General features: G+C 62.0%; 10 protein-coding genes. 5 read left to right on the forward strand and 5 right to left on the reverse strand.

Annotation, left to right across the window (positions count from 1 at the left end):
* Positions 1 to 117: 117 nt before the first annotated feature.
* Positions 118 to 2,343 carry an NADP-dependent isocitrate dehydrogenase gene (locus NJH59_RS17150; RefSeq protein WP_054915101.1) on the reverse strand — a complete coding sequence of 742 codons (2,226 nt, stop codon included), beginning with the start codon at positions 2,341 to 2,343 and terminating at the stop codon, positions 118 to 120.
* Positions 2,344 to 2,761: 418 nt separating this feature from the next.
* Here NJH59_RS17150 and icd point away from each other — a divergent pair, with 418 nt between their 5' ends.
* Positions 2,762 to 4,018, forward strand: coding sequence for an NADP-dependent isocitrate dehydrogenase (gene icd, locus NJH59_RS17155; protein WP_043860855.1), 1,257 nt, complete (start codon positions 2,762 to 2,764; stop codon positions 4,016 to 4,018).
* A 61-nt stretch (positions 4,019 to 4,079) separates the two neighbouring features.
* Here the strand turns inward: icd and cspD are convergent, their stop codons facing one another.
* Entirely contained in the window at positions 4,080 to 4,334 is a 255-nt protein-coding gene (cspD, locus tag NJH59_RS17160) for a cold shock domain-containing protein CspD (protein WP_152644099.1), read from the reverse strand.
* A gap of 228 nt (positions 4,335 to 4,562) precedes the next feature.
* Between cspD and clpS the strand changes: the two genes are divergently transcribed.
* Complete coding sequence (clpS, locus tag NJH59_RS17165) at positions 4,563 to 4,925, forward strand: ATP-dependent Clp protease adapter ClpS (RefSeq protein ID WP_043860853.1); 363 nt, start codon at positions 4,563 to 4,565, stop codon at positions 4,923 to 4,925.
* 30 nt (positions 4,926 to 4,955) lie between these two features.
* A complete protein-coding gene (gene clpA, locus NJH59_RS17170) occupies positions 4,956 to 7,226 on the forward strand; it encodes an ATP-dependent Clp protease ATP-binding subunit ClpA (RefSeq protein ID WP_043860852.1) in 2,271 nt (756 codons plus the stop codon).
* A 130-nt stretch (positions 7,227 to 7,356) separates the two neighbouring features.
* Here clpA and infA read toward each other — a convergent pair whose 3' ends face one another.
* The 3 genes from infA to aat form a co-directional block, all read right to left on the reverse strand.
* Positions 7,357 to 7,575 (reverse strand): translation initiation factor IF-1, encoded by a 219-nt coding sequence (gene infA / locus NJH59_RS17175; protein ID WP_002553999.1) that lies wholly within the window; start codon positions 7,573 to 7,575, stop codon positions 7,357 to 7,359.
* 101 nt (positions 7,576 to 7,676) lie between these two features.
* A complete protein-coding gene (locus NJH59_RS17180) occupies positions 7,677 to 8,384 on the reverse strand; it encodes an arginyltransferase (protein WP_043860851.1) in 708 nt (235 codons plus the stop codon).
* Between the two features lie 75 nt (positions 8,385 to 8,459).
* On the reverse strand, positions 8,460 to 9,137 hold the full coding sequence (aat, locus tag NJH59_RS17185) for a leucyl/phenylalanyl-tRNA--protein transferase (RefSeq protein WP_043860850.1): 678 nt from the start codon (positions 9,135 to 9,137) through the stop codon (positions 8,460 to 8,462).
* A gap of 341 nt (positions 9,138 to 9,478) precedes the next feature.
* Between aat and ftsK the strand changes: the two genes are divergently transcribed.
* Positions 9,479 to 11,884, forward strand: a complete 2,406-nt coding sequence (gene ftsK / locus NJH59_RS17190) for a DNA translocase FtsK (RefSeq protein WP_263010535.1) — start codon at positions 9,479 to 9,481, stop codon at positions 11,882 to 11,884.
* Positions 11,885 to 11,949: 65 nt separating this feature from the next.
* Entirely contained in the window at positions 11,950 to 12,573 is a 624-nt protein-coding gene (gene lolA / locus NJH59_RS17195; RefSeq protein WP_043860848.1) for an outer membrane lipoprotein chaperone LolA, read from the forward strand.
* Positions 12,574 to 12,588: the final 15 nt, after the last annotated feature.

Below are 12,588 nucleotides of genomic sequence, written 5' to 3' on the forward strand. Positions count from 1 at the left end.
CCGGCTCCTACAGCCCTTTGTAGGAGCCGGCCTTGCCGGCGAAGAGGGCGCCGCCGATGTCCAGAAAGCACAAACCCCGGTGCGTGGCCGGGGTCTGTGTGTCAGCTCAAGCCAACCTTACAGCGCGGCAACCGCGTTGTTGAAGGTCTGGCTCGGGCGCATTGCCTTGGCGGTCAGCTCGGCATCGGGGTAGTAGTAACCACCGATTTCAACCGGCTTGCCCTGGACTGCGTTGAGCTCGGCGACGATAGTCGCTTCGTTCTCGGTCAGTGCCTTGGCCAGCGGTGCGAAGCGTGCTTGCAGCGCCGCGTCATCGGTCTGTGCAGCCAGTGCCTGGGCCCAGTACAGGGTCAGGTAGAAGTGGCTGCCACGGTTGTCGATGCTGCCAACCTTGCGCGCAGGGGACTTGTTGTTGTCCAGGAACTGGCCGGTGGCCTGGTCCAGGGTCGCAGCCAGTACCTTGGCCTTGGGGTTGGCGTAGGCGGTGCTCAGGTGCTCGAGCGAAGCTGCCAGGGCCAGGAACTCGCCCAGCGAATCCCAGCGCAGGAAGTTTTCTTCCACCAGCTGTTGCACGTGCTTGGGTGCCGAACCGCCGGCGCCGGTTTCGAACAGGCCGCCGTTGTTCATCAGCGGCACGATCGACAGCATCTTGGCGCTGGTGCCCAGCTCCATGATCGGGAACAGGTCGGTCAGGTAGTCACGCAGCACGTTGCCGGTGACCGAGATGGTGTCTTCGCCGGCGCGGATGCGCTGCAGCGAAACCTTCATGGCCTCGACAGGCGACAGGACACGGATGTCCAGGCCGGTGGTGTCGTGGTCTTTCAGGTACTTCTGGACCTTCTCGATCAGCACGCCGTCGTGGGCGCGTTGCGGGTCGAGCCAGAAGATCGCCGGGGTGGCGCTTGCGCGGGCACGGTTGACGGCCAGCTTGACCCAGTCCTGGATCGGCGCGTCCTTGGTCTGGCACATGCGGAAGATGTCGCCGGCTTCGACGTCCTGAGACAGCAGCAGGTTGCCCTTGCCGTCGACGACGCGGATCACGCCATCAGCCTTGGCCTGGAAGGTCTTGTCGTGGGAGCCGTACTCTTCGGCCTTCTGTGCCATCAGGCCGACGTTCGGCACGCTGCCCATGGTGGTAGGGTCGAAGGCGCCGTGTTGCTTGCAGTCTTCGATCACCGCCTGGTAGATGGTGGCGTAGCAGCGATCCGGGATCACTGCCTTGGTGTCTTGCAGCTGGCCTTCGGTGTTCCACATCTTGCCCGAGTCGCGGATCATCGCCGGCATCGAGGCGTCGACGATGACGTCGCTCGGCACGTGCAGGTTGGTGATGCCCTTGTCGGAGTTGACCATGGCCAGCGCCGGGCGCACGGCATACACGGCCTGCACGTCGGCTTCGATCTGGGCCTGCTGCTCGGCTGGCAGGTCCTTGATGCGGGCGTACAGGTCGCCGATGCCGTTGTTCAGGTTGAAGCCGACCTGCTCCAGTACGGCGGCGTGCTTGGTCAGCGCGTCCTTGTAGTACTCGGCGACGATCTGGCCGAACATGATCGGGTCGGAGACCTTCATCATGGTGGCTTTCAGGTGAACCGACAGCAGTACGCCCTGGGCCTTGGCTTCTTCGATCTGAGCAGCGATGAAGCTGCGCAGGGCCTTGGTGCTGAGCACGGCGCAGTCGACGATTTCGCCGGCCTTGACCGCGGTTTTCTCTTTCAGGACGGTGGTCGAACCGTCCTTGGCCAGCAGTTCGATGCGCAGGCTGTCATCGGCTTCGATCAGCGCGGCTTTTTCGCTGCCGTAGAAGTCGCCGTTGTCCATGTGCGCGACGTGCGACTTGGAGTCGGCTGCCCAGGCGCCCATCTTGTGCGGGTGCTTGCGGGCGTAATTCTTGACCGACAGCGGTGCGCGGCGGTCGGAGTTGCCTTCGCGCAGTACCGGGTTCACGGCGCTGCCCTTGATGCGGTCGTAGCGGGCGCGGGCTTCTTTTTCCGCGTCGGTGCTGACGGTGTCCGGGTAGTCCGGGATGTTGAAGCCCTTGGCTTGCAGTTCCTTGATCGCGGCCTTCAGCTGCGGTACCGAGGCGCTGATGTTCGGCAGCTTGATGATGTTGGCTTCAGGTGTGGTTGCCAGTTGGCCCAGTTCTGCCAGGTGGTCGGCCACTTGCTTGTCGGCGCCGAGCTGTTCAGGGAAGGCAGAGAGGATACGGCCAGCGAGCGAGATGTCACGGGTTTCGACGGCGATGTCGGCAGTGGCGGTGAACGCTTCGACGATGGGCAGCAGTGAGTAGGTGGCGAGGGCGGGGGCTTCGTCGGTGAAGGTGTAGATGATCTTGGATCGGGTGGGCATATTCGGGTTAACTCTCTGTTTTGCTGAGCGTGCGCGGAATCTCGAGGGGTGCGCAGGATAGGCGCTTCGCTCAAGCGGATCCATGAGCAGAAAGTCGAGGATTCCGGGCTGTGATGGTGGGTTGCATCAGTCGAGTGTCAAACGGCTGAACTGCGGTAACAGCCCAGTCTTGTCGGGGCCGGACGTCTCTATTCGGACCGGTCGCCCCCAGTGACCCTTTGGTCACCGGCGGAGTATATCAAACCCTTGGTCGTAATCATCAAGGTCAACATGTCGGATGGCCACTTTTAGACCAAAGACGTAGAGCGTTTTACGCTGGTATGACGGTTTTTTCGGCGAGGTTTGCGTCTGCGTTCAACTGGGTTAGGCTCTGGGGATTGCATGAAGTCCTATCAACCAGAAAAAAGCGGAGTGCAGCATGGGATACCAGAAAATCAAGGTTCCGGCAGTCGGTGACAAAATCACCGTCAACGCAGACCATTCTCTCAATGTTCCCGACAATCCGATCATCCCCTTCATTGAAGGTGACGGTATTGGCGTCGATGTCAGCCCGGTGATGATCAAGGTGGTCGATGCTGCAGTCGAAAAGGCTTATGGCGGCAAGCGCAAGATCTCCTGGATGGAGGTGTACGCCGGCGAGAAGGCCACCCAGGTCTACGACCAGGACACCTGGCTGCCCCAGGAAACCCTGGATGCGGTGAAAGACTACGTGGTATCGATCAAGGGCCCGCTGACCACCCCGGTCGGCGGCGGCATCCGTTCGCTGAACGTCGCCCTGCGCCAGCAACTGGACCTGTACGTGTGCCTGCGTCCGGTGGTGTGGTTCGAGGGTGTGCCCAGCCCGGTGAAAAAACCTGGCGACGTCGACATGGTGATCTTTCGCGAGAACTCCGAGGACATCTATGCCGGCATCGAGTGGAAGGCCGGCTCGCCCGAGGCGAACAAGGTCATCAAGTTCCTCAAGGAGGAAATGGGTGTCACCAAGATCCGCTTCGACCAGGATTGCGGCATCGGCATCAAGCCGGTTTCCAAGGAAGGCACCCAGCGCCTGGTGCGCAAGGCCCTGCAGTATGTGGTGGATAACGACCGCGAGTCGCTGACCATCGTGCACAAGGGCAACATCATGAAGTTCACCGAGGGGGCCTTCAAGGACTGGGGCTACGAGGTGGCCAAGAACGAATTCGGCGCCGAGCTGCTCGATGGCGGCCCGTGGATGAAATTCAAGAACCCCAAGACCGGGCGTGAAGTGATCGTCAAGGACGCCATTGCCGACGCCATGCTCCAGCAGATCCTGCTGCGTCCGGCCGAGTACGACGTGATCGCCACCCTCAACCTGAACGGTGACTACCTGTCCGACGCCCTGGCGGCGGAGGTGGGCGGTATCGGCATCGCGCCGGGTGCCAACCTGTCGGACACCGTGGCCATGTTCGAGGCCACCCACGGCACGGCGCCCAAGTACGCCGGCAAGGATCAGGTCAACCCTGGTTCGGTGATCCTGTCGGCCGAGATGATGCTGCGTCACCTGGGCTGGACCGAGGCGGCGGACCTGATCATCAAGGGCACCAACGGGGCTATCAAGGCCAAGACCGTGACCTACGACTTCGAACGCCTGATGGAAGGCGCGACGCTGGTGTCGAGCTCGGGCTTCGGTGAGGCGCTGATCAAGCACATGTAAGCGGGCAGCAAAAGGCCGGCCTGTCCGTGAGGGCAGGCCGGCCCTGGTGTTCCTGGGGTGTTCAGGCGTCGATCGTGGTCGCGCTGCTGGCGGGCTCGCTCTGGGCGCTGGTGACGACGGGTCTTATGTTCTGCGCATGAAACCCCTTGGGTGCCTGAATGATATCGAATGTGACGACTTGTCCGGCCTTCAGGGTCTTGTAACCTTCCATGTTAATGGCAGAGAAGTGGGCAAACAGGTCCTCATCCTTGCCATCCTCGTTGATGAATCCGAATCCCTTGGCATTGTTGAACCACTTGACTTTGCCGGTTGCCATCCTCATATCCCTCTGCAAAGGACTCCATCACTGGAGTATCATCCACTCCATCCGCCTATGAACCTGCGAAAATTCTGGTTGACTGCGCGGATCTTTATCGACCACGGTGGGCTCTTATTGGTTGTAACACCGATTTGCCGATAGTCAAGGTCAGGCGACGGCCGTTCCGGCGTGTGGCCAGGCGGTCCACATTCAACCTTAACCTGTCGAAATGATGAATTTCTTTCCATGCATGCACATAGCCAGATTCGACTAACATTCAATCAGGATCGCCCGCAGCAGGATGAGGACGATGGCTCTGGTCTGGCGGTACAGGAAGCCAAGCCCGCGCTGCAGGCACCACCGATGTACAAGGTGGTTTTGTTCAACGATGACTACACACCGATGGATTTCGTCGTCGAAGTGCTCGAGGTGTTTTTTAACCTGAATCGCGAGCTGGCGACCAAGGTCATGCTGGCCGTCCATACAGAAGGGCGGGCAGTGTGCGGATTGTTTACCCGCGACATCGCCGAGACCAAGGCCATGCAGGTCAACCAATACGCCCGGGAAAGCCAGCATCCGCTACTCTGTGAAATCGAGAAGGACGGTTAATCGCCGACCACTTGGGTATGAGGTGAAGCTATGTTAAACCGCGAGCTCGAAGTCACCCTCAATCTGGCCTTCAAGGAGGCCCGTTCGAAGCGTCATGAGTTCATGACCGTCGAACACCTTCTGCTGGCGCTTTTGGATAATGAGGCCGCCGCAACCGTTTTGCGTGCCTGTGGAGCCAACCTCGACAAGCTCAAGCACGACCTGCAGGAGTTCATCGACTCCACCACGCCACTGATCCCCGTGCATGATGAAGACCGCGAGACCCAGCCAACCCTGGGCTTCCAGCGGGTGCTTCAGCGTGCCGTGTTCCATGTACAGAGCTCGGGTAAACGTGAAGTCACCGGCGCCAATGTGCTGGTGGCGATCTTCAGCGAGCAGGAAAGCCAGGCGGTGTTCCTGCTCAAACAGCAAAGTGTCGCGCGAATCGACGTGGTCAACTACATCGCTCACGGTATCTCCAAGGTGCCGGGCCATGGCGAACACCAGGACGGCGAGCAGGACATGCAGGACGAAGACGGCGGCGAAGCCTCGTCCTCGAGCAATCCGCTGGATGCCTATGCCAGCAACCTCAACGAACTGGCACGCCAGGGGCGTATCGACCCGCTGGTGGGGCGCGAGACCGAGGTCGAGCGCGTGGCGCAGATCCTTGCGCGTCGGCGCAAGAACAACCCGCTGCTGGTGGGCGAGGCCGGGGTGGGCAAGACCGCCATCGCCGAAGGCCTGGCCAAGCGTATCGTCGACGGTCAGGTGCCTGACCTGCTGGCCCAGAGCGTGGTCTATTCGCTGGACCTGGGCGCCTTGCTGGCCGGTACCAAGTACCGTGGCGACTTCGAGAAGCGCTTCAAGGCGCTGCTCGGCGAACTGCGCAAGCGTCCGCAGGCGATCCTGTTCATCGACGAAATCCACACCATCATCGGCGCCGGTGCGGCATCGGGCGGGGTGATGGATGCGTCCAACCTGCTCAAGCCGCTGCTGTCTTCGGGTGATATCCGTTGCATCGGCTCGACTACGTTCCAGGAGTTCCGCGGCATCTTCGAGAAGGACCGGGCCCTGGCGCGGCGCTTCCAGAAGGTGGATGTCAGCGAGCCGTCGGTGGAAGACACCATCGGCATCCTGCGTGGCCTCAAGGGGCGTTTCGAGTCCCATCACAGCATCGAGTACAGCGATGAGTCGCTGCGTGCCGCAGCGGAGCTTGCAGCGCGCTACATCAATGACCGGCATATGCCGGACAAGGCCATCGACGTGATCGACGAGGCGGGGGCGTACCAGCGCCTGCAGCCGGTAGAGAAGCGCGTCAAGCGCATCGATGTGCAGCAGGTGGAAGACATCGTCGCCAAGATTGCGCGCATTCCGCCAAAGCACGTCACCAGTTCCGACAAGGAGCTGCTGCGCAACCTGGAGCGCGACCTGAAGCTGACCGTGTTTGGCCAGGATGCCGCGATCGATTCGCTGGCCACCGCCATCAAGCTGTCGCGTGCCGGCCTGAAGGCGCCGGACAAGCCGGTGGGCTCGTTCCTGTTTGCAGGCCCTACCGGGGTCGGCAAGACCGAGGCGGCGCGTCAGCTGGCCAAGGCGCTGGGGGTCGAGCTGGTGCGTTTCGACATGTCCGAGTACATGGAGCGTCACACCGTGTCGCGCCTGATCGGTGCGCCTCCGGGCTATGTCGGTTTCGACCAGGGCGGCCTGTTGACCGAAGCCATCACCAAGCAGCCACATTGCGTGCTGCTGCTCGATGAAATCGAGAAGGCTCACCCGGAAGTCTTCAACCTGCTGCTGCAGGTGATGGACCACGGTACCCTGACCGACAACAACGGGCGCAAGGCGGACTTTCGCAACGTCATCGTGATCATGACCACCAACGCCGGCGCCGAGACTGCGGCACGGGCCTCGATCGGGTTTACCCATCAGGACCACTCGTCCGACGCGATGGAAGTGATCAAGAAGAGCTTCACGCCGGAGTTCCGCAACCGCCTGGACACCATCATCCAGTTTGGTCGCCTGAGCCACGAAGTGATCAAGAGCGTGGTCGACAAGTTCCTCACCGAACTGCAGGCCCAGCTGGAAGACAAGCGCGTACTGCTGGAGGTGTCGGATGCTGCTCGCAGCTACCTGGCAGCCGGTGGCTACGATGCGCAGATGGGTGCGCGGCCCATGGCGCGGCTTATCCAGGACAAGATCAAGCGGCCGCTGGCCGAAGAGATCCTGTTTGGCGAGCTGGCCGAGCATGGCGGCGTGGTGCACATCGACCTGCGCGATGGCGAGCTGGTGTTCGACTTCGAGACCACGGCCGAGATGGCCTGATCGCGTTCGCCGGCACGGCCGGCTCCTGCGGGGTGATGCAGCCCTGGTAGGAGTCGGCCTTGCCGGCCAGGCTTTTCAGGCAGGCACGCAAAAACGCCCGGCACTGGCCGGGCGTTCTTGTGTGTAGCGTTTAGCGGGCGCGGTAGGTGATGCGCCCTTTGCTCAGGTCATAAGGCGTCAGTTCGACGCGGACCTTGTCGCCGGTGAGAATACGGATGTAGTTCTTGCGCATCTTGCCGGAGATATGCGCGGTAACGACGTGCCCATTTTCCAACTCCACGCGGAACATGGTGTTGGGCAGGGTGTCGACGACAGTGCCTTCCATTTCGAAGCTGTCTTCTTTCGACATGCAGTAAAGCCCTCGGTGTCCAGTTGCCGGCCCGGTGCAACTGCGCCAGGCTAAAAAGTGGCGTGCATTGTGCCCGAAAAATGGGGTTCAAGCCAAGGGTTTCAGTTAAGCGTGACCCATCGTTGATTGATCAGCAGCTCGATGGGGCGGTACTGGGTCTTGTAATTCATCTTTTTGCAGTTCTTGATCCAGTACCCGAGATAGACCGCTTCAAGCCCCAGGCGCAGGGTTTCGCTGATCTGCCAGAGGATTGCGAAACGTCCCAGGCTGCGCCGTTCTTCCTGGGGTTCGTAGAAGGTGTACACCGCCGATACGCCGTTGGGCAGCAGGTCGGTGACCGCCACCGCCAGCAGCTTGCCGTCCAGGCGAAACTCGTAGAAGCGTGAAAACGGCAGGTCGCGGACCAGGAAGGTGGAGAACTGGTCGCGGCTGGGCGGGTACATGTCGCCGTCGGCATGGCGCTGCTCGATGTAGCGGCGGTACAGCTCGAAGTATTCTTCGTTGAACCGAGGGCGTGCGGGGGTCACCACCAGGTCGGCGTTGCGCTTGATGATGCGCTTCTGTTGGCGATTGGGCGTAAAGCGAGCCGCCGGAATGCGCGCAGGTACGCACGCATTGCAGTTCTGGCAATGCGGGCGGTACAGGTGGTCGCCGCTGCGACGAAAGCCCATTTCCGACAGGTCTGCGTAGACGTTGGCGTCCATTGGCTGGCTCGGGTCGAGAAACAGCGTGGTGGCTTGCTCGTCTGGCAGGTAGCTGCAGGCATGGGGTTGAGTGGCATAAAACTTCAACCGCGCCAGCTCTGTCATGATCAACCCCTCGGGAGGTGCGTTTGGATTAAGTGTAAGCCAGCTGTGAAAACTCGCCTAGCAAACGCCAGGACGTCAGGCCCAGCTGACGTTGGCCGGCTGGTCGAGGTAGTTGCGCAGGTACTCGGCAAAGGCGCTGCGGGCGATGGCGCGGGCGCCGAGGCTGTGCAGGTGGTTGGTGGGCATCTGGCAGTCGATGAGCACGAAGCCGGCCGCCTTGAGGTGTTCCACCAGGTGCACGAAGCCCACCTTGGAGGCGTTGTCGGCGCGGCTGAACATCGATTCGCCAAAGAACAGGCGGCCCATGGCCAGGCCGTAGAGCCCGCCCACCAGCTCGCCGTTTTCGCGCACTTCCACCGAGTGGGCGAAGCCCTGCTGGTGCAGCGTGAGGTAGGCAGCTTGCATGGGGGCGGTGATCCAGGTGCCGTCGGCATAGTCGCGAGGCGCCGCACAGGCACTGATCACGCTGGCAAAGTCCTGGTCGAAGCTGACCTGATAGCGGCCCTGGCGAATGACCTTGCGCAGCGAGCGCGACACGTGCAGCTCGTCCGGGAACAACACGGTGCGCGGGTCGGGCGACCACCACAGGATCGGCTGGCCGTCCTGGTACCAGGGGAAGCAGCCATGGCGATAGGCCTGCACCAGGCGCTCGGCACTCAGGTCGCCGCCGGCGGCGAGCAGGCCGTTGGGTTCGTGCAGGGCCTTTTCCAGGGGCGGGAAGTCCAGGTTGTTGCGGCTCAGCCAGGTCAGCATGGAGGTGGGTCGCCGTGCGGTGGAGGAGGGGAGGGGAAGGATCGCCGCAAAAGGCTTCGTCGGCAAGGCCGGCGCCTGCCGTTGCCCCGCCGGCGTTGGCGGGCGGCGCAACTTAACCTGCACTATGCTGTCCCAACTACGCAAAAACCCCGCATAAGCCTTTGTCACAAAAGAGAATGCGTGCTCAAATTGCCGTATAGGAAATTGGCCCCCGTTTACGCCTCGTTCCGGCGTGCCGTCATGGCGGCAGGCGGGCAGTAATGTTAAAAGTAGTGGTTTGTTGACCCGGTCGCCCGGTCGACCCCTGTTGGACGCGCATTGAGCGCAGGAATAGACGCGTTTTGAAGAAATCCACCGCAACACCCAACCCCGAGCCGATCTGGCGCCAGCAGCTGCACTACCGGCTCAAGGAAGGTGCGCTGATCGCCATGGGCGCGCTGTGCCTGTACCTGTGGATGGCCCTGCTCACCTACGACCAGGCCGACCCGGGCTTCAGCCATACCAGCAATGTCGAGCAGGTGCAGAACGCCGCCGGTCGCGCCGGGGCGTTCTTTGCCGACGTGTTGTTCATGGTGCTGGGCTATTTCGCCTATATCTTCCCGTTGCTGCTGGCGATCAAGACCTGGCAGATCTTCCGCGAACGTCATCAGCCCTGGCAGTGGAGCGGCTGGCTGTTCTCCTGGCGTTTGATCGGCCTGGTGTTCCTGGTGCTGTCGGGCGCCGCGCTGGCGCATATCCATTTCCATTCGGCCCCGAGCCTGCCGGCCTCGGCGGGCGGCGCGCTGGGCGAAAGCCTGGGTGACCTGGCCAAGAACGCGCTGAACGTGCAGGGCAGCACCCTGATGTTCATCGCGCTGTTCCTGTTCGGCCTGACGGTGTTCACCGACTTGTCGTGGTTCAAGGTGATGGACATCACCGGCAAGATCACCCTCGACCTGTTCGAACTGTTCCAGGGTGCGGCCAACCGCTGGTGGGCCGGGCGCAACGAGCGCAAGCGCCTGGTTGCCCAACTGCGTGAAGTCGACGAGCAGGTGCACGACGTGGTGGCGCCTGCGGTGCCCGACCGCCGCGAGCAGCTCAAGGCCAAGGAACGCATCATCGAGCGCGATACCGCACTGAGCAAGCATGTGGCCGAGCGCGAGCAGCATGTGCCACCGGTGATCATGCCGGCGCCGGCCAAGGCGCCAGAGCCGAGCAAGCGCGTGCAGAAGGAAAAGCAGGCGCCGTTGTTCGTGGACAGCGCCATCGAAGGCACGCTGCCACCGATTTCGATTCTCGACCCGGCCGAGAAGAAGAAGGTCAACTATTCGCCAGAGTCCCTGGCGGGCGTGGGCCATCTGCTGGAAATCAAGCTCAAGGAGTTCGGGGTTGAAGTGTCGGTGGACTCGATCCACCCCGGCCCTGTGATCACCCGCTACGAAATCCAGCCGGCCGCCGGGGTCAAGGTCAGCCGCATCGCCAACCTGGCCAAGGACCTGGCGCGCTCGCTGGCGGTAACCAGCGTGCGCGTGGTCGAAGTGATCCCGGGCAAGACCACGGTGGGTATCGAGATCCCCAACGAAGACCGCCAGATCGTGCGCTTCTCCGAGGTGCTGTCGTCGCCGCAGTATGACGAGGCCAAGTCGCCTGTGACCATGGCCCTGGGGCACGATATCGGCGGCAAGCCGGTGATCACCGACCTGGCCAAGATGCCGCACCTGCTGGTGGCCGGTACCACAGGTTCCGGTAAATCGGTGGGAGTGAACGCGATGATCCTGTCGATCCTGTTCAAGTCCGGCCCCGAAGACGCCAAATTGATCATGATCGACCCGAAGATGCTCGAGCTGTCGATCTACGAAGGAATCCCGCACCTGCTGTGCCCGGTGGTCACCGACATGAAGGACGCCGCCAATGCCCTGCGCTGGAGCGTGGCCGAGATGGAGCGCCGCTACAAGCTGATGGCGGCCATGGGCGTGCGCAACCTGGCCGGCTTCAACCGCAAGATCAAGGACGCCGAAGAAGCGGGCGAGCCGATCTACGACCCGATGTTCAAGCGCGAAAGCATGGATGACGTGCCGCCGCTGCTCAAGACCCTGCCGACCATCGTGGTGGTGGTGGACGAATTCGCCGACATGATGATGATCGTCGGCAAGAAGGTCGAAGAACTGATCGCCCGTATCGCGCAGAAGGCGCGGGCTGCCGGTATCCACCTGATCCTGGCCACCCAGCGTCCGTCGGTGGACGTGATCACCGGCCTGATCAAGGCCAACATCCCGACCCGCATGGCGTTCCAGGTATCGAGCAAGATCGACTCGCGCACCATCATCGACCAGGGCGGCGCCGAACAACTGCTGGGCCATGGTGACATGCTGTACATGCCGCCGGGCACCAGCCTGCCGATTCGCGTGCACGGCGCCTTCGTGTCCGACGAAGAGGTTCACCGCGTGGTCGAGGCCTGGAAGCTGCGCGGCGCCCCGGACTACAACGACGACATCCTCAGCGGTGTCGAAGAGGCCGGCAGCGGCTTCGATGGGGGCGGTGGTGGTGGCGGTGACGATGACGCCGAAACCGACGCGCTGTACGACGAGGCCGTGCAGTTCGTGCTCGAAAGCCGTCGTGCCTCCATTTCCGCGGTACAGCGCAAGCTCAAGATTGGCTACAACCGCGCCGCCCGCATGATCGAGGCGATGGAAATGGCCGGTGTGGTCACTGCCATGAACACCAACGGTTCGCGTGAAGTGATTGCGCCCGGACCGATGCGCGACTGATGATTCCTTATCTGCCGGCGGCCATTGACGGCCGCCGGCCCACCCCTACTGCAACGAGGATTTCCATGCGCCTGATTCGCATGCTGTTGGTTTCCGCCATGGCCCTGTCCAGCGCTTCGGTTTTCGCCGCAGAGGCGGACGTCAAAAGCCTGACCCAATTGCTGGAGACGTCCAAGACCATTTCTGCCGGTTTCTCGCAACTGACCCTCGATGGCAGCGGCACCCAGTTGCAGGAAACCACCGGTCAGATGGCGGTACAACGCCCTGGCCTGTTCTACTGGCACACCGATGCGCCTGCCGAGCAGGTGGTGGTGTCGGACGGCAAGAAGGTGACCCTGTGGGACCCGGACCTGGAGCAGGCGACCATCAAGAAGCTCGACGAGCGTCTGACCGAAACGCCGGCCTTGCTGTTGTCGGGTGATATCTCGAAAATCAGCCAGAGCTTCGATATCACCTCCAAGCAACAGGGTGACGTGATCGATTTCACGCTCAAGCCCAAAACCAAGGACACCCTGTTCGACTCGCTGCGCCTGTCCTTCCGCAAGGGGCTGGTGAACGATATGCAACTGATCGACAGCGTCGGCCAGCGCACCAATATCCTGTTCAGCGGGGTCAAGGCCAATGAGCCGATCCCGGCGAGCAAATTCAAGTTCGTCGTGCCTGAAGGCGCCGACGTGATTCAAGAGTAAAGAGGTCAAGCCCGC

The organism is Pseudomonas sp. VE 267-6A (assembly GCF_024126555.1).
GTDB classification, from domain to species: Bacteria; Pseudomonadota; Gammaproteobacteria; order Pseudomonadales; family Pseudomonadaceae; genus Aquipseudomonas; species Aquipseudomonas palmensis.

What these genes read in the sequence shown, in the direction of transcription:
- aat (WP_043860850.1), bottom strand. Translation starts at nt 9,137, where the DNA reads ATGCTGACCTGGCTGAGCCGCAACAACCTGGACTTCCCGCCCCTGGAA.
- icd (WP_043860855.1), top strand. Translation starts at nt 2,762, where the DNA reads ATGGGATACCAGAAAATCAAGGTTCCGGCAGTCGGTGACAAAATCACC.
- cspD (WP_152644099.1), bottom strand. Translation starts at nt 4,334, where the DNA reads ATGGCAACCGGCAAAGTCAAGTGGTTCAACAATGCCAAGGGATTCGGA.
- infA (WP_002553999.1), bottom strand. Translation starts at nt 7,575, where the DNA reads ATGTCGAAAGAAGACAGCTTCGAAATGGAAGGCACTGTCGTCGACACC.
- clpS (WP_043860853.1), top strand. Translation starts at nt 4,563, where the DNA reads ATGCATGCACATAGCCAGATTCGACTAACATTCAATCAGGATCGCCCG.
- lolA (WP_043860848.1), top strand. Translation starts at nt 11,950, where the DNA reads ATGCGCCTGATTCGCATGCTGTTGGTTTCCGCCATGGCCCTGTCCAGC.
- NJH59_RS17150 (WP_054915101.1), bottom strand. Translation starts at nt 2,343, where the DNA reads ATGCCCACCCGATCCAAGATCATCTACACCTTCACCGACGAAGCCCCC.
- clpA (WP_043860852.1), top strand. Translation starts at nt 4,956, where the DNA reads ATGTTAAACCGCGAGCTCGAAGTCACCCTCAATCTGGCCTTCAAGGAG.
- NJH59_RS17180 (WP_043860851.1), bottom strand. Translation starts at nt 8,384, where the DNA reads ATGACAGAGCTGGCGCGGTTGAAGTTTTATGCCACTCAACCCCATGCC.